General features: G+C 37.4%; 20 protein-coding genes. 6 read left to right on the top strand and 14 right to left on the bottom strand.

Translation table 11 applies throughout. The features are described from left to right. Nucleotides 1–38: 38 nt before the first annotated feature. The 3 genes from ACX0HA_RS14010 (at nucleotide 39) to ACX0HA_RS14000 (ending at nucleotide 2,152) form a co-directional block, all read left to right on the top strand. Nucleotides 39–1,574, top strand: a complete 1,536-nt coding sequence (locus ACX0HA_RS14010; RefSeq protein WP_458845920.1) for a YifB family Mg chelatase-like AAA ATPase — start codon at nucleotides 39–41, stop codon at nucleotides 1,572–1,574. 25 nt (nucleotides 1,575–1,599) lie between these two features. Continuing rightward, nucleotides 1,600–1,857 carry a hypothetical protein gene (locus ACX0HA_RS14005; protein ID WP_458845919.1) on the top strand — a complete coding sequence of 86 codons (258 nt, stop codon included), beginning with the start codon at nucleotides 1,600–1,602 and terminating at the stop codon, nucleotides 1,855–1,857. Between the two features lie 67 nt (nucleotides 1,858–1,924). After that, the gene (locus ACX0HA_RS14000; RefSeq protein ID WP_458845918.1) at nucleotides 1,925–2,152 is read left to right on the top strand and encodes a hypothetical protein; all 228 of its coding nucleotides are present in this window, start codon (nucleotides 1,925–1,927) and stop codon (nucleotides 2,150–2,152) included. A 36-nt stretch (nucleotides 2,153–2,188) separates the two neighbouring features. Here the strand turns inward: ACX0HA_RS14000 and ypfJ are convergent, their stop codons facing one another. The 4 genes from ypfJ to panB all read right to left on the bottom strand — a co-directional run bounded on the left by ypfJ (nucleotide 2,189) and on the right by panB (nucleotide 6,274). Beyond that, a complete protein-coding gene (ypfJ, locus tag ACX0HA_RS13995) occupies nucleotides 2,189–3,043 on the bottom strand; it encodes a KPN_02809 family neutral zinc metallopeptidase (protein WP_458845917.1) in 855 nt (284 codons plus the stop codon). Between the two features lie 119 nt (nucleotides 3,044–3,162). Next, nucleotides 3,163–4,536 carry a hypothetical protein gene (locus ACX0HA_RS13990; protein ID WP_458845916.1) on the bottom strand — a complete coding sequence of 458 codons (1,374 nt, stop codon included), beginning with the start codon at nucleotides 4,534–4,536 and terminating at the stop codon, nucleotides 3,163–3,165. A gap of 192 nt (nucleotides 4,537–4,728) precedes the next feature. Then, complete coding sequence (locus ACX0HA_RS13985; RefSeq protein ID WP_458845915.1) at nucleotides 4,729–5,418, bottom strand: RluA family pseudouridine synthase; 690 nt, start codon at nucleotides 5,416–5,418, stop codon at nucleotides 4,729–4,731. Nucleotides 5,419–5,455: 37 nt separating this feature from the next. Beyond that, complete coding sequence (gene panB, locus ACX0HA_RS13980; protein WP_458845914.1) at nucleotides 5,456–6,274, bottom strand: 3-methyl-2-oxobutanoate hydroxymethyltransferase; 819 nt, start codon at nucleotides 6,272–6,274, stop codon at nucleotides 5,456–5,458. Between the two features lie 129 nt (nucleotides 6,275–6,403). Between panB and ACX0HA_RS13975 the strand changes: the two genes are divergently transcribed. Continuing rightward, nucleotides 6,404–6,805 (top strand): nuclear transport factor 2 family protein, encoded by a 402-nt coding sequence (locus tag ACX0HA_RS13975; protein WP_458845913.1) that lies wholly within the window; start codon nucleotides 6,404–6,406, stop codon nucleotides 6,803–6,805. Nucleotides 6,806–6,887: 82 nt separating this feature from the next. Here the strand turns inward: ACX0HA_RS13975 and ACX0HA_RS13970 are convergent, their stop codons facing one another. From ACX0HA_RS13970 to ACX0HA_RS13940, 7 genes are all read right to left on the bottom strand, one after another. Then, on the bottom strand, nucleotides 6,888–8,315 hold the full coding sequence (locus ACX0HA_RS13970) for an L-serine ammonia-lyase (protein WP_458845912.1): 1,428 nt from the start codon (nucleotides 8,313–8,315) through the stop codon (nucleotides 6,888–6,890). A gap of 139 nt (nucleotides 8,316–8,454) precedes the next feature. Then, on the bottom strand, nucleotides 8,455–8,850 hold the full coding sequence (locus ACX0HA_RS13965; RefSeq protein ID WP_458845911.1) for a hypothetical protein: 396 nt from the start codon (nucleotides 8,848–8,850) through the stop codon (nucleotides 8,455–8,457). Between the two features lie 46 nt (nucleotides 8,851–8,896). After that, entirely contained in the window at nucleotides 8,897–9,643 is a 747-nt protein-coding gene (locus ACX0HA_RS13960) for a hypothetical protein (RefSeq protein WP_458845910.1), read from the bottom strand. Between the two features lie 127 nt (nucleotides 9,644–9,770). Continuing rightward, a complete protein-coding gene (locus tag ACX0HA_RS13955) occupies nucleotides 9,771–10,238 on the bottom strand; it encodes an acyl-CoA thioesterase (RefSeq protein ID WP_458845909.1) in 468 nt (155 codons plus the stop codon). Nucleotides 10,239–10,299: 61 nt separating this feature from the next. Further along, on the bottom strand, nucleotides 10,300–10,887 hold the full coding sequence (locus tag ACX0HA_RS13950; protein ID WP_458845908.1) for a Crp/Fnr family transcriptional regulator: 588 nt from the start codon (nucleotides 10,885–10,887) through the stop codon (nucleotides 10,300–10,302). 47 nt (nucleotides 10,888–10,934) lie between these two features. Continuing rightward, complete coding sequence (locus tag ACX0HA_RS13945; protein ID WP_458845907.1) at nucleotides 10,935–12,152, bottom strand: RsmB/NOP family class I SAM-dependent RNA methyltransferase; 1,218 nt, start codon at nucleotides 12,150–12,152, stop codon at nucleotides 10,935–10,937. Nucleotides 12,153–12,219: 67 nt separating this feature from the next. After that, on the bottom strand, nucleotides 12,220–13,092 hold the full coding sequence (locus tag ACX0HA_RS13940) for an AraC family transcriptional regulator (protein WP_458845906.1): 873 nt from the start codon (nucleotides 13,090–13,092) through the stop codon (nucleotides 12,220–12,222). A 93-nt stretch (nucleotides 13,093–13,185) separates the two neighbouring features. Between ACX0HA_RS13940 and ACX0HA_RS13935 the strand changes: the two genes are divergently transcribed. Both ACX0HA_RS13935 and ACX0HA_RS13930 read left to right on the top strand, forming a co-directional pair. Beyond that, nucleotides 13,186–13,545 (top strand): DUF983 domain-containing protein, encoded by a 360-nt coding sequence (locus tag ACX0HA_RS13935; protein WP_458845905.1) that lies wholly within the window; start codon nucleotides 13,186–13,188, stop codon nucleotides 13,543–13,545. A 178-nt stretch (nucleotides 13,546–13,723) separates the two neighbouring features. Continuing rightward, complete coding sequence (locus ACX0HA_RS13930; RefSeq protein WP_458845904.1) at nucleotides 13,724–14,773, top strand: WD40/YVTN/BNR-like repeat-containing protein; 1,050 nt, start codon at nucleotides 13,724–13,726, stop codon at nucleotides 14,771–14,773. Nucleotides 14,774–14,988: 215 nt separating this feature from the next. Here the strand turns inward: ACX0HA_RS13930 and ACX0HA_RS13925 are convergent, their stop codons facing one another. The 3 genes from ACX0HA_RS13925 to ACX0HA_RS13915 all read right to left on the bottom strand — a co-directional run. After that, nucleotides 14,989–15,429 carry a sensor of ECF-type sigma factor gene (locus tag ACX0HA_RS13925; RefSeq protein WP_458845903.1) on the bottom strand — a complete coding sequence of 147 codons (441 nt, stop codon included), beginning with the start codon at nucleotides 15,427–15,429 and terminating at the stop codon, nucleotides 14,989–14,991. 3 nt (nucleotides 15,430–15,432) lie between these two features. Then, entirely contained in the window at nucleotides 15,433–15,846 is a 414-nt protein-coding gene (locus ACX0HA_RS13920; protein ID WP_458845902.1) for a hypothetical protein, read from the bottom strand. Nucleotides 15,847–15,876: 30 nt separating this feature from the next. Next, a partial coding sequence (locus ACX0HA_RS13915; protein WP_458845901.1) for an RNA polymerase sigma factor occupies nucleotides 15,877–16,341 on the bottom strand: 465 nt, incomplete at its 5' end.

Below are 16,341 nucleotides of genomic sequence, written 5' to 3'. Positions count from 1 at the left end.
CACATACTTACTATATACGCCATACAAAATAAATTATTATGCTGATAAAAGTCTTCGGGAGTGCCGTCTTTGGGGTAGAAGCTACCACTATTACTGTAGAAGTAAACATTGACAAAGGAGTAGGCTATCACCTGGTAGGACTGCCCGATAATGCAATCAAAGAAAGTAGTTACCGTATTGCTGCTGCGCTTAAGAATAACGGATACCAATTACCCGGAAAGAAAATTACCATTAACATGGCTCCGGCCGATCTTAGAAAGGAAGGCTCGGCTTATGACCTTACACTTGCCATAGGCATATTAGCTGCTTCAGGACAAATCGTATCTGATGAAGTGGATAAGTACGTTATTATGGGCGAACTATCTCTTGATGGAGGCCTTCAGCCTATTAAGGGAGCATTACCTATTGCTATTAAGGCAAGGGAAGAAGGCTTTAAAGGTTTCTTTCTGCCAAAGCAAAACGTAAAAGAAGCTGCAATTGTTGACGGGCTTGAAGTATACGGAGTCGAAAATGTTCTTGAAGTTATTGATTTTCTGGAGGGAAGGGGTGACTTACAGCCAACTATATTCGATACCCGGGAAGAATTCTATAAAACATTAGACTTTCCTGAATTTGATTTTAGTGACGTAAAAGGGCAGGAGTCTATTAAACGCTGTATGGAAATTGCAGCTGCCGGTGGGCATAATATCATTCTTATAGGCCCACCGGGAGCAGGTAAGACAATGTTGGCCAAACGTTTGCCAAGCATACTCCCTCCAATGACATTAAAAGAAGCTTTAGAGACAACCAAGATACATAGCGTTGCAGGAAAGGTAAAAGAAGGCGGCCTGATGAATCAGAGACCCTTTAGGAGTCCGCACCACACGATATCGAATGTAGCACTTGTTGGCGGAGGAAGCTATCCACAACCCGGAGAAATTTCAATGGCACACAATGGTGTATTGTTCCTGGATGAATTACCTGAGTTTAAACGAGAAGTACTTGAGGTGATGCGTCAGCCCCTTGAAGACAGGGAAGTAACTATCTCAAGAGCTAAATTTACGATAACCTATCCTTCATCGTTTATGCTTGTGGCAAGTATGAATCCAAGCCCCGGAGGGTATTTTAATGATCCCGATGCTCCGGTTAGCTCATCGCCACACGAAATGCAGCGTTATTTAAGCAAAATTTCAGGGCCCTTACTCGACAGGATCGATATTCATATAGAGGTTACTCCTGTTCCATTTGAAAAGTTATCAGATAAGCAAAAAGCCGAGAGCAGTGTTGAGATACGTGAGCGAGTAACGAGTGCAAGAGAATTGCAGACTGCGCGTTTTGCACATTTTGAGAATGTACACTATAATGCCCAAATGAATACGAAACAGATACGCGAGTACTGCGAACTCAACGAAACCTCATTACAGCTGCTAAAAACAGCAATGGAGAGGCTTAATCTTTCGGCAAGGGCTTATGACAGGATATTAAAAGTATCACGCACTATTGCGGACTTGGAAGCTTCAGAAAATGTGCAGCAACATCATATAGCGGAGGCAATACAATATCGAAGCCTTGACAGGGAGGGTTGGTTGGGGTAGTTGATTTAATCACTATCTTTCCTTTATGAAAAAAGCAAAAAACCAGATTAATGATATCTATAACAGATATAGGGACAATAGGGTGATAACTGATCCTCGCGAGAATAAAAGGCTAGGCCTGACTGGGTTTATTGACAACACGATTAAGCAATTATCTACAGAATTTGATGGTGTTCTTTCTGAAAATGCGCATCGCTTAACAAATGGCGAAGTAGATGAACTGAATGCTTATGGAAATACTCTTTTAGAAAGCTTTTCTAAAATTGCAAAAAATAGAGAATAACATATTCATGGTTAAATTAGAATACCTAATTTTACTTAATCAAAAAGAGATAAAGAGGATAATACACATGGTAAAGCAACAACTTGAAGAATTGTTTAATGGAATGCCGGAGATCGTACAGGAAAAATTGAGGCCTGTAATGGAAAATCTATTAGAGAGGGCAGAAGACCTTGATGCAGCCGGTATGGAAGACCCGGATTATGAAGATGAACTGGAATCGATTACAAAAGAAGTTAACAAAGTAAAATATCTGAATGATCAATGGCAGATCATGAATGCAAAAAAGAACAACTAAGCAGTTGTTCTTTTTTATTTAGATGAAGTTTATTCTTTATCTAATAGATGAGAATTCTCCCTGGCGAATATCACCGGATTGAAATCCTTTTTTAAACCAGTACATACGCTGCTCCGATGTGCCATGCGTAAAAGAATCCGGCACAACATGTCCCTGTGCTCTTTTTTGTATAGCGTCGTCGCCAACAGCATTGGCAGCACTTAATGCTTCTTCTATATCCCCTTCTTCAAGAATATCATTCATTTTCTGGTCATAATGTGCCCAGACTCCGGCATAAAAGTCTGCCTGTAGTTCTAATTTAACGGATAATTTATTGGCCCCAGCCTCATCCGTTTGAGATTGCTGCTGTCGCATTTTATCTGATGTCCCCAGCAGTGTCTGAACATGGTGACCAATTTCATGAGCAATAACATAGGCAATTGCAAAGTCACCACCTTTCGCCCCGAAACGGGTTTGCAATTCATCAAAAAAAGCAAGATCCATATATACCTTTCTGTCAGAAGGACAGTAAAAAGGTCCTGATGCAGAAGATGCACCACCGCAGGCAGTTTGCACGCCATCACGGAAAAGTACTAGTTTAGGCTCTTCATAAGTCAGCCCGTTTTCGGCAAAAATTTTACCCCATACATCTTCTGTATCGGCTAATACTGTAGCCACAAATTGCCCCATCTCTTTATCATGAGCTGAAAGTTCTACGGGTTCGCCTGCGCCACTGCTTTGCTGTAGCTGATTGTTTATGTCATTAAGAACAGCGGAATTATCTCCGCCCATAAACATATTGATCAGTAGGATTATTACCCCAATAACACCACCACCTGCAACTATTTTACCACCGGATACGCCACGGCGATCCTCCATATTATCACTTTGTCTTCTGCCTGACCATTTCATATTGATTGGATTTTATCTAATGAAATTACAAATTTTAATCATTACCCTGAATTCTTTCACAAATATTTTGCAATAAAAAAGCCGCATCTTTAGATGCGGCTTTTCAAAATCTTATTTTATTAGAATCCAAAACGGAATCCAAGATAAGCATCTGCTTGTTTTGAATCACTAAGTACAGCAGTAATAACAGATCCTGAACCAATATAGAATCCTCCTACTCTAAATCCTATACCGGTAGTGAATCCTGCTATCTCATTTGTAGAAAATGGCATATAAGCTTCAAACTTTTTCGTAGAAAAACGTGGCGTTACTGTAAATACATTTTGTACAGCAACCTGGGCATTATTGTTAGATTTATTAAGTTTTTGCTGAAGGAAACCTGTTACATACCACTGGTTGTATACCTTTACATCTCCATAAACCGATAATACTGATGGCAATTTAACTTTAAAATCCCTGTTGGTCTCATCCAGAGTTACTAACCCGCTCTGAAGTAAAAGATTTTCAACTTCTTCAATAGTTTCTGCATCTTCAAACTGGCTAAGGTTAAGTTCATCTCCCGGCTGCATTGCTAAAGTGTAATTATTCGAAACATTATTATCATCTTTGAATGTCATCTTCCCAATATTCCTTACCGATACTCCAAAATTAAGTTTATAGCCATCGTCATCTGAATTTATATCCTTCCAACGGTAATTAACACCTAAATCAGTTGAAAATCCATTCAGCCCTCCTGCAAAAAAATCGGTGAAATTACCAGCGTCATCAAAACCATCGGCTAATGAACCCGAATAAGCGAAGTTAAGGTTTGCTTCACCATCCTTCAACACCATATCTCCTACATTGTCAGGATTATTTAATGCATCTGTACCAATAGTTACTCTTCCTTTGAACTGATCAGCAGACATATTTGCATACGAACCAGGGAATAGTAGCTTAAAAGTTACACCTCCTGAGATTTTATGTTCTTCTGTCTCATAAATATCCCTTGCAACTGAAAAACCGATTTCTCCCCAAGAAGTGCCTGAAACCCTTTGGTTATAGTTTGTATTAATAATTTCCGGAACGGCATCTATTGAAGGATCTGTTGTTAATGCCCTACCTAATTCGGGATTTACATCAACGATGTTAGCTTTTACTTTAGCTGCCGTTGTAATAGCAAAAGCCCATTTTTCAAGTTTCATTGCATATGCCGGACCTAGGATTTCAACGTCAACGCTCATGTTAACGGGTTCGCCGCCGGAAAAGATTAATTCATCAAAATCGGTATTGCTATCAAACAAGTCACCTACACTAATTTTATTATTTGATACATTGACACTAAAATTCAATACATTAACCTCGTTATCATTTTTCAGGTTAGTCAATTCGGCAGGATTGACCACTGCATTGATAATACCTGTTCTTCTGGATGTATTGATTCCTGAAAAATGTTCCTGAGCATAAAGCCCTGTGCTTAAAAGCGTAAAAACAAATAGTAATGGTTTCTTCATATGAGTTAGGTGAATTGTTACTTATTTAGGATAGTAGGTGTTTTATAGAATATTAACAGTATAACATCTAAATATTTATTTTCCCTATTATCAAATGTTAATAAGGTGCAAATATTAAAAAATATTAAGCAAAATAAAATACCCAGAAATAGGTATTTTATTTATATAATAAATAATGATGGTAGCTTAACCTTAAATGGCTTTCCAGATAACATCATCCGGAACCGGAGCCGTAATCTCAATAGTTTCTTTAGAAACAGGATGAACGAAAATCAGTTTACGGGCATGCAGATGAATACCTCCATCAGGATTGCTGCGGTCAAAACCATATTTAAGATCGCCTTTTATAGGGGAGCCTATAGCAGAAAGCTGTGACCTGATCTGATGATGCCTGCCGGTGTGAAGATTAATTTCGAGGGCAGTATAATTATTTAATTCTTTTATAATGGTATAATCGAGAACAGCCTGCTTGCTCTCCGGAACTTCTTTCAGATGTGCTTTAGATGTATTGGATTTCTCATTACGCTTAAGATAATGTACCAATGTCGCAGATTTTTCCTGTGGTTTGTTTTTTACAACAGCCCAATAGGTCTTTTTGGTTTCACGGTTCTTGAAAAGCTCATTTAAACGGGTGAGAGCTTTTGAAGTACGGGCAAATATCACAATACCTGTTGTTGGCCTATCAAGCCTATGTACAACGCCCAGAAACACTTCTCCAGGCTTGTTGTACTTATCTTTAATGTATTCCTTTACAACATCGCTAAGTGGTTTGTCTCCGGTTTTATCGCCCTGGACAATATCACCCACACGTTTATTAACCACAATAATGTGATTATCTTCGTAAAGAACCTGAAGGTTTTGTTTATTTGATATTACTTTCATTCCTAATTTTCAAATTATTACATTTTAAAATCAGAAATTAATATTGTTCGTTTGAATTGGGGAAATCCTTAGATTTTACATCAGAAACATACTGACCAATAGCAGTTGTCATACCTTCATAAAGATTCATATACCTCCTAAGGAAACGCGGGCTGAATTCATTATTCATACCCAGCATATCATGAACCACCAATACCTGCCCATCGACACCACCACCGGCTCCAATACCAATTACCGGTATTGATATGCTTTCGGCTACTTTTTGGGCAAGATGTGCAGGAATTTTTTCTAAAACAATAGCAAAACATCCTATGCGTTCAAGCATTTTAGCATCTTCAAGAAGTTTTTCTGCCTCTGCTTCTTCTTTAGCACGAACAGTATAGGTACCAAACTTATAAATAGATTGAGGAGTAAGGCCAAGATGCCCCATTACAGGTATACCGGCATTAAGTATTTTTTTTATCGAATCTTTTATTTCGCTTCCACCTTCCAGTTTTACCGCATGGCCGCCGCTTTCTTTCATTATCCTGATTGATGAGCGTAAAGCTTCTTTTGGATCTGACTGATAACTACCAAACGGAAGATCAACCACAACCAAAGCCCTTGTAACAGCTCTTACTACCGAAGAAGCGTGGTATATCATCTGATCCAAAGTAATAGGTAATGTGGTTTCATGCCCCGCCATCACATTAGAAGCAGAGTCTCCAACAAGGATTACATCCATACCTGCAGTGTCAACAATTTTTGCCATGGTAAAATCGTATGCAGTAAGCATTGATATTTTTTCACCATTCGCTTTCATTTCAATTAGAGACCTTGTGGTAATTCTTTTGTAATCTTTCTTTGCAGTTGACATAGTATGATATTTAAAGTGTAAAAGTAGTAAATTACCATAAGAATAGGGGGAATGTGTGTATTTTATTAGCGAACACTGTAACAAAAGCCTATTTCAGAAGACTAAATAATTAACCGCAAATCCAAACCAATGAAAAAAACACTTCTACTATTTACTTTGGTTTTAAGTCAAGTGCTTATTGCCCAGGAAGCTGACGTTAAAAAATCAATTGCTACTTTTTTTGAAGGAATGCATACATCTGACACGCTTAAGATTAAATCTGTCTGCAGTGATTCTATGATACTTCAATCAGTATCAGAAGGTAAGACAGGTATAAAATTGTCTACAGAGAATGTTTCTGAATTTTATAAATCCGTTACAGAAGTTCCCAAGAGTGCAAAAATAGAGGAGAGGCTATTGGATTATAAAATTCAGATAGACGGTGCTATGGCACATGCATGGACTCCTTATGAATTTTATGTAAACGGGAAGCTTAGCCATAAAGGCGTGACTCTTTTCAGCTATTTAAGGATAATGATGTATGGAAGATAATTTATATAGTTGATACGAGGAGAAAATAGTTTTCAGTAGCAGTTTTCAGTTCTTAATGAAAACTGCTACTGAAAACTTTATACTAGCAATCGGCGTTATTTACCGTAACGGCAAGTCCGCCTTCTGATGTTTCTTTATATTTATTGTTCATATCCTGAGCTGTTTTCCACATAGTATCTACTACCTTATCTAATGGAACCTTAGCATTTTTAGGATCTGTTTCAAGAGCGAGTTCAGCTGCATTTATGGCTTTGATCGCGCCCATAGTATTACGCTCGATACAAGGAATTTGTACCAACCCTCCAATAGGATCGCAGGTCATACCTAAATGATGCTCCATAGCAATCTCAGCAGCCATAAGGCATTGTTCCGGAGTACCTCCCATAAGTTCGCAAAGGGCAGCAGCCGCCATTGCAGAAGACACACCTATTTCAGCCTGGCAGCCTCCCATAGCAGCAGATATGGTAGCACCTTTCTTGAAGATACTTCCCACTTCTCCGGCAACCATAAGGAATTGTTTGATATGGCTTTCATCAGCGTCATGGTTTTCAATTACCATATAATACATCAATACAGCGGGGATAACACCGGCACTTCCATTGGTAGGGGCAGTAACAACGCGTCCTAGGGCAGCGTTCACCTCATTTACTGCTAGAGCAAAACAGCTTACCCATTTTAAAATCTGACGGAATTTAACTTCCGTTTGGCGTATCACCTGCAGCCATTCCTGTGGGTTGTTATAAGGTATTTCTCCAATTAGATTTTGATGCATGTCAAATGCCCTGCGGCGTACATTCAGTCCGCCGGGTAATATACCACCCGTATGGCAGCCGGTATACATACATTCGAGCATGGTATTCCATATACGCATCAGTTCTTTATGGATATCTTCTTCACTACGGATAGATTTTTCATTTTCGTAAACGATCTCAGATATCTTAAGACCCTGTTTCTGAGTATAAACCAATAGCTCATCGGCTTTATCGACAGGGTAAGGGAAAGCACATTTTATCTCAAGTTTTTCACTCGAATCAGCCAGTTCTTCTTTAACCACAAATCCACCACCTATGGAATAAAAAGTAGATTCATATTCCTGGCCGTCTTCTGTATATGCCGTAAACATAAACCCATTAGCATGGAAAGGAAGAAAGTTCTTATTGAAAACAATATCCCTTGAAATAAAGAACGGAATTATCCTTTGTCCGCCAAGGTTTATCTGATACGATACACTTATAGTATCAATGATACTTGAAATACTGTCAATAGGAACGTATTCAGGATCTGCACCGCTAAGGCCCAGCATCACAGCAAGATCGGTAGCATGGCCTTTTCCGGTAAGGGAAAGCGATCCATACAGGTCAACTTTAACGCGGTTTACTTTTTCAAAAATACCCTCTTCGTGAAGTTCTTTCAAAAAGCGTTCGGCACCACGCCATGGCCCAAGAGTGTGCGAACTGGAAGGCCCCACACCGATTTTGAGCATATCAAAAACAGAAATACATTCGTTCATAGCAGTTTACAGCAATTCTTATAAAGATAGTTTATTTGCAGCCTGTAAAGTTATATAAATTGATAAAACTACAACGTTATAGCAATAAAATTGTTTATTTGATAAAAGGGAAATAACAAAGAAGAAGCGAGAAGTTATTTTATTCTATAATTTCGATTTGTCTTGTTGTAATATTCGAAGCTATTTCAGTCCTTGGTTTAATAACGACTACATTTCCTGCTTTCGTTTTCATGATTTTTATTGCGGTTTCCCTGTCAATCTGGCTACCTTCAATGAGTATAGCCGGATAGCCAGGTATGTATATCTCCAACTCTATAATAGGAGGAATCTTTTCGTTTTCCTCTTTTCCCTTTAAAGTAATAGATGCGTCAATAATTTCATTCCGGGTCATCTTAATAGCCCCACCTTTATCATTTATGTCATTTTTACCATTAATAGTAGTAAAATAAAGCTTTTTCCTAAACAGGTTTTCGCTATTAGTTTGTGCATACATAGATACCTGAAAAAATAGTAAAAATAAGAGTATAGCTTTCATAGGTTGGTTAGTTTTAAATAATTGAGAATTGGTAATTTGTGATACATTATTCAGCAACATTTCCACACTGGCAATTATCGGCAGGGAGTTTTGAAGAATTGAGCAGTTTCGATTTTTTCACATATTTATCATCGACCTCCGAACGGCTGATAGAGCCATTTTTAGGATTAAAAGTATGTATTACCGATTTAAAAGGAATCTTCACAGCCTGCTGGGCCAGCCCAAAGTATTTGCCGTCTTTATAATATATCCCATAAATGTAGTCTTTAAGATCGTCAGATGTAAAAACCAACTTATTTTTTGAAAGATCAAAAATGGTTATACCCGATAAATCGGAATCGTAAGTACTGAACAGGTATTTAGAATCGCTAGAAATATGGTAAATCCCACCATGGTATTGCTGTATTTTTCCGGTAGTGTCAATCAACAATAATTCACCGTTGTAATCCCCAAATTTGGTCAGAATAAAATAGTCCTTAGGCTGGAGCTGGTCAACATATATACCGGAACATCCTCCTAACGATTCACTATTGTCATAATAGCGTCCGTCAATAACTTTATTACCTGATTTTATAAGTATCCAAAACCGACAAATAAAATCAGCCTGCTGGTTGTCGTCTTTGGGCGAAACATGAGTTACTTCAATCCGGAATTCATTAAAGGTGAAAGGCTGCGTTTTAATATTATATTTTTCAGGAGAATAATTATTAACATCAAACGCAATAGAATTATTATTCTGGCCTGAAGCAACAAGAGTAAAAAGTAATACGATAAGTAATAAAGCCTGTTTCATAACTTTATGATTTGTATAAAGTTATGAAAATAATCTGCAATTTATTCATATATACCTATGTTGATGCAAAAACAAAAACTCCCGATAATATTATCGGGAGCTACTATTAAAACAAAGGAGACAAACACTATCTCCTTACAAGCATTGCAAGCCTCTCGTTATGAGAGTTCACTTCCTGCAATGTTGTGTTTTCAAGAGGTGCTGCGAGCTGCATAAACCAGTCAGGATGCTTGTCGCGCTTACCGCTTATCATATTGACATGTATGAATTTTGTCCAAAGCAGGGCTTTTAACTGGGTTTCCTGTTCATTCCACATGGACATTTCAACGAGTAATGTATCATTTGTCAACTTTATAAGGGATGATTTTATACAGGCATTTTCATTATAAAAAGCAGGGGATAGGTATACTATTTCATGCTTGCTGACCATCCAACCACAGCCTTTCTCATAGAGTGAAGTCATGCTAATATTATGAAAATCGTTGAGATGATCTTCGCGGGCATTGAGCATGTAATCTACATAGCCTGAATTGTGAAGGTGCTTAAAAGAATCGCAGTCGCTGAATCTTATTTTGTAAAAGGTTTTCGGTTCCATTTATGGTTGTTTTTTATACCACAAATTTGGTATGCCTACATAGCTTTTCCTTTGACAAATATCAAAAAGTAACTTTTGCACGTATTCTACTCAGTGTTTCCTGGGTTATACCGAGATAGGAAGAAATAATTCCCAGAGGAACCCTTTGAAACAGGGAAGGAGTAGACTCAATAAGGTTTATATAGCGTTCTTCAGCCGATTTGAATTGCAGTCCGCTGAGCCTGTTTTGCAATTCGATAACATCGTTTGTAATGATATGTCTTCCAAGACGCTCTATTTCATGGTGATCGTCGTATAGCTTTTCCAGTGTTTCATAAGGCATAGTCCATACTACTGATTGTTCCAGTAATTCGATCTGCCTGCCATCAGGAGTATTAGTAAGGTATCCTGCCATGGAACAGGTAAACGAATTTTCAGCACAAAACCTTTCAGTTACTTCTTTGCCATCTTTCAGGTAAAAAGTGCGCGTAAGTCCTTTTTCAAGATAATATACACTTCTGCATATACTGTCAACAGGTACCAGTACATGACCTTTCGGCAAAGACTGTTTTACCATATGAGATAGTAGGACCTGCCTGCTTAACGGACTTAACTTTACAAAAGGGGATACGCTGTCAAAAAAGCTGATAGGTTTTACTGTGTTTTCCATATTCAAAATTAGGAAATAAAAAAGCCTCCCAATTGGGAGGCTCTATATTATTTGTTTTTTCTTTCAAGCAATGCCATATAGAAACCGTCAAAACCACTTTCTGAAGCAAGAATCCTTTGATCTTTTACAAAAGTGAATTCCTGACCTATTTCAGTAGTAAGGAATTTTTGTACCTGTTCCTGATTTTCCGATGGTAATACTGAGCAAGTAGCGTATACCAACTTACCACCCGGTTTTACAATTTTAGAGTAGCTTTCAAGCACTTCTGCCTGTACTTTCCTGATGTTGTCTATAAACTCAGGTTGTAGCTTCCATTTGCTGTCAGGATTACGTTTGAGTACTCCTAATCCACTGCAAGGCGCATCAATAAGCACACGATCCGCTTTCTCATGAAGCTTCTTTATCACTTTAGTACTGTCAATGATGCGGTACTCAATATTGAAAGCACTGTTTCTCTTCGCACGAAGCTTAAGCTGTTTCAGTTTGCTTTCATAAAGATCCATAGCAATTAACTGTCCTTTGTTCTCCATTAAAGAAGCCATGTGCAATGTTTTACCACCGGCACCTGCACAGGTATCAACAACACGCATACCCGGCTCAACTTCAAGAAAACGCGCTACAAGCTGCGATGAAGCATCCTGAACCTCGAACAATCCTTCTTTAAAAGCATCAGTAAGGAATACGTTTGCTCTTTCTTTAAGAATAAGCGCATCTGGGTAATCCTTTTCGATAAGGGTATCAATATTTAAATCCATAAGGATAGCACGAAGCTTCTCCCTGGTAGTTTTAAGTGTGTTTACGCGAAGTATTACTTTGGCTTGTTCGTTTTGTGCAGCAAGCTCGGTCTCCCATTTCTTTTCGCCAAGTTCTTTTACGCCAAGCTCATCCATCCAGTCCGGAATAGACTCCCTGTATTTCCTGATCTTAGAAAGCTCATCATAACGCCCTTTTATACGACGTACCGGAGTCTCTTCAAAATATTTCCAGTCAGGAAGGGTAACGCCACGAAGCACAGCCCATACGGCAAAAATTCTCCATAATTTATCACGGTCCAAAGGTTCTTTAACCTCTGCAATTTCCATGTAAAGGCGTTTCCACCTAACAATTTCATATATAGTTTCGGCAACAAACTTCCTGTCAGCACTGCCCCAGCGTTTGTCTTTCTTAAGTGCACGTGCCACTACTTTATCGGCATACTCGCCGTCATTAAAGATAAAGCCAAGTGAATCTATAACCGTAAAAACTAAATTTCTGTGTAATCTCATTATTGTAATTTGAAGCTGCAAAGGTATCAATTTTTAAGGAGATACCCTAAAGCATATTTATAAGGTTTTAATACCTTTTGAGGAAATCAGATGGGGTAGCGCCTGTCTTCTTTGTAAATAACTTTGAAAAATACGCATAATCTTCATATCCAAGATGTTCAGCAATCTCACTGAAATAATGTCTTTGCAGTAATATCTGTTTTTTTGCCTCCAGCATAACCCTCTCAAGAATGACATCAGAGGCTGTTTTACCTACAACGGCCTGAGCAATACGGTTCAGGTGTTTTGATGTCATATTGAGCATAGCAGCATAAGCCGAGGGTGATTTTTCATCAGTGTAATGCTGCTCGAGTAGTTCTTCAAACTTTCGGAATTTCTCATAATATTTATCTTTATTGTTCAAGCCTCCCTGATTCTGTAGCATATAAGCACGTGTACTTTCTAGATATATAAGATCAGTCAGGCTTATCAGGAATTCCCTGCCAAACATCTTTTGATTCGCATATTCTGAAAGCAGCATGATAAAAAGAGATCGTATTCTCTCGGTCTTTACATTATTCAGGTAGATACATGGCGAATTGTAAACACTGTAATAAAAAGGGAAACTACTAAGTTTACTATTAGTGTAATGTAGGTCATAAAAAGCCTGGGTATGAAAAAAAATATATCCTTCAGTATCTGCAGACAGCTCCCAATGATGTGTCTGTCCCGGATTCAGGAAAAATAAAGCTCCGGATTTTACTTCATAAGAGCTAAAATCTACTTCATGCACGCCTTTACCTTTAGTAAAAAGTACTGCCAGATAAAAATTATGTTTATGGGGCACTGCAATATCCTTATGTCTTGTCTGCAAATGGTTTTGCAATGTATTTGCATAAAAATCTTCAGTTGCATCATGGTCGTGAAACTGTTCTATTTTTAGGATATTGACTTTCTTCATATATATTTATTATGTCCTAAAAGTACAAATTATTGCGTAATATATCCATTGCATTAAAATGAGTTCAACTGTACCTTTACATAAAAATTAACGATGTCAGCAATTACAGGTATAATAACAGAAAAATGTCCTAAATGTGGAAAAGGAAAGGTTTTTATCAAAAAAGGAAACCCGTTGCTTTTTCAAATGCCAAGAATGAACGAACATTGCCCTGAGTGTAATCACAAATTTGAGAAGGAGCCGGGTTATTTCTTTGGTTCCATGTTTGTAAGTTATGCAGTAGCAGTGGCAGAGATGATAACTTTTTTCTTTCTGGTACACTTATTTGTACAAAGCATCCCATCTCTAATTGCTCTTATCGCATTACTTTCTATTCTACTCAGCACTTTTAATTTCAGGCTATCACGAATGATATGGATGTATATGCTCGATGGCAAAAACAGACAGGTTTAAATACAATTATTTCCGATTAACTACATATTAAAAGGACTGCTTTACAGCAGTCTTTTTTGGTGTTCAAAGGTTTATTTTGCGACTTTTTCACAAAAAACCGACTATATGTATCAAAAATTCATATATCAATAAATATTTAATAGCATTTTTCAGTATATTAGCAATCCAAATTTATCTGATGAAGAAAGTGTTATTTTTTGTAGTGGCCGCCTCCCTGATTTCCTGCAATAAGAAGGAAAAGACAGTATATAAAGCGTCATTTGCAAATGTCACAATTGACACACTCCTCAATGAAGAAATTAGCATAAGAGCAATAACACCTGATGGCAGCAAAGTTTGGTATGCAGGTAATAAGGGTAAATATGGCTGGGTAGCTCTTGATAGAGGCAATGATTTTAGTGGTGTAGCAGTACAAGACACGTTGTTACCCGAGTTTAGAGCTATTGCCCAAACCAAAAACGATGTTTTCATCATTAACGCCGGAACTCCGGCATTACTGTATAAAGTATCAAAAGATGGAAAACATATTAGGCTTGTTTACACCGAAACGGGTGAAAAAGTATTCTATGACAGTATGCAGTTTCGAAATGACAAAGAAGGTGTAGCAATAGGGGATCCTACTGATGGTTGTATTTCATATATCGAAACGAAAGATGGAGGTGATACATGGACAAAAAAACCATGTGGCACACTACCAAAGACCATAGAGGGTGAAGCTGCTTTTGCAGCCAGCAATACAAACCTGATTGCTAAAGGAGACAACACATGGATAGCATCAGGAGGTAAAAAGTCGAGAGTTTTCTTTTCAGATGATAAAGGAAAAAATTGGAAAGTATTCGATACCCCAATTGTACAGGGGAGTGAAATGACAGGAATGTTCTCTCTTGATTTTTATGACGACCAAATCGGTTTTGCAGTTGGTGGTGATTATGAACAGTTGGATAAAAAAACAGGAAATAAGATCGTTACTGACGATGGTGGTAAAACCTGGAAAACAGTTGGTGAGAATAAAGGTTTTGGTTATGCATCTTGTGTGCAGTTTATACCTGACAGCAACGGTAATGAGTTAATAACAGTGGGGCCTTCAGGAATTTATTATTCCTTTGACAAAGGTGAGAACTGGAAAAAACTATCTGATCACAAGTCGTTGCACACGATAAGACTAATAGATAAAAACACTGCAGTAGCTGCAGGACAAAATATAATGGTTAGATTACGATTTAAATAATTTTTTTATTAGATTTGTAATCACCCTTCATAATTTATGGCGGATTGATGATATTTTTACAGAGTTTCTTTGAAAAAGCTGAAAGATGTAGATTTATGGTTTAAATAAAAAAGAGAAAGAGAAGCTGTAACTTCCCTTTCCCAAACTTAAACTAAACATAAACTAACTAACTGGATAATCATCCCGATTATACCAATTAACTTTCATAAACTACTTTAATCTTTTTTGCTTTTACTATATTTACTCATTAATAATTTTGTAAAATCATCTTCCGCCTTTCTTAATTTTAGAATTTTCTTAGTGCCAATAACCGGCTTTAAATCATAAATTAATTTTTTGCGAAGAGTTACTATTTCATCTTCAGCTGATTCAAGAGTAACAAGATACTGAAGAGCTTCCTTTTGTGAAAGTGCATCAATGCCCTTTTCATCAATCTTATTTGTAACCGGACGTATTTTATTATGTCTTATCTCATATTCTCTTTCTTCACTATTCAGATACAAAGGCCAGAATTTTTGCGACTCAGCTGCTGACAGGTTAAGTGCTGCAGCAATACGGGCTGACTTTAATTGTTTGATCTGGTCTCTTTTATCTGCCTGTCCAAAGGACACTAACGCGAATAAAGCTACGATTGACAGAACTTTTCTTATTTTCATAACTTAGTTTATTAAATCGGAAACGTTATTAAGATCGATGTTTGCTTCAATTGCCTCATTACTGACATGTTCAATAGATTGATCATTTAGCTCTTTCAGATCTTCAATATCAATATGAGCTAACAGATCGTAATTAGTAACTCCTGATTCGTCTAAAATATAATCTGCACTGATTGCTTCAGCCGGCAGTGCCGGAGTTGAAGCCTCGTTTTTACTCAACATTAATGAGAACGATAGTACCAATGCCGCTGCAGCTGATGTAATCCAAACCGGCCTTCTTTTATAAAGAGGAATCACTTTAACTTCTTCTGAAGGAAGGTTTAGCATTACTCTGTCGGCCAAGCTTTCAAAATAGTGGTCAGGAGTTTTAAATCCTGATTTAATATTTGGTCTGCTATCTAATTTAAAATTGTTCATACTGTTTAGACTTAATAAAATTAAAAAGGTTTAATGGGCATTTACAAAATCTTCAATTTTTTTTACTGCATGGTGGTAAGACGCCTTTAACGCGCCTACTGAAGTGCCCAGTATCTCTGATATTTCTTCGTATTTAAGGTCTTCAAAATATTTCATTTTAAATACGAGTTGTTGTTTTTCAGGAAGTGAAGCTATAGCCTGTTGTAATTTTACCTGCATCTCATCGCCTTCAAAATATTCATCGGCCTCCAGGTTTTTTAGTGCTTTTTGCTGCACTTCTTCATTGGTTATATTATTCTTTTTTGCTTTTGAGCTAATAAAGGTTATTGCTTCATTGGTTGCAATACGGTAAATCCAGGAAAACAGTTTGCTTTCCCCTTTAAAGTTTTTAAGATTCTGGAATACTTTAATAAATGTATTCTGGAGTACGTCATCAGTATCATCATGATCAATCACGATGTTTCTTATATGGTTATAAAGAGGTCTGCTGTATTC

The sequence above is a fragment of the Flavobacterium hauense genome (genome assembly GCF_054457175.1).
Note: the sequence above shows the minus strand (reverse complement) of the source record. Positions and strands in the feature narration are given on the sequence as shown.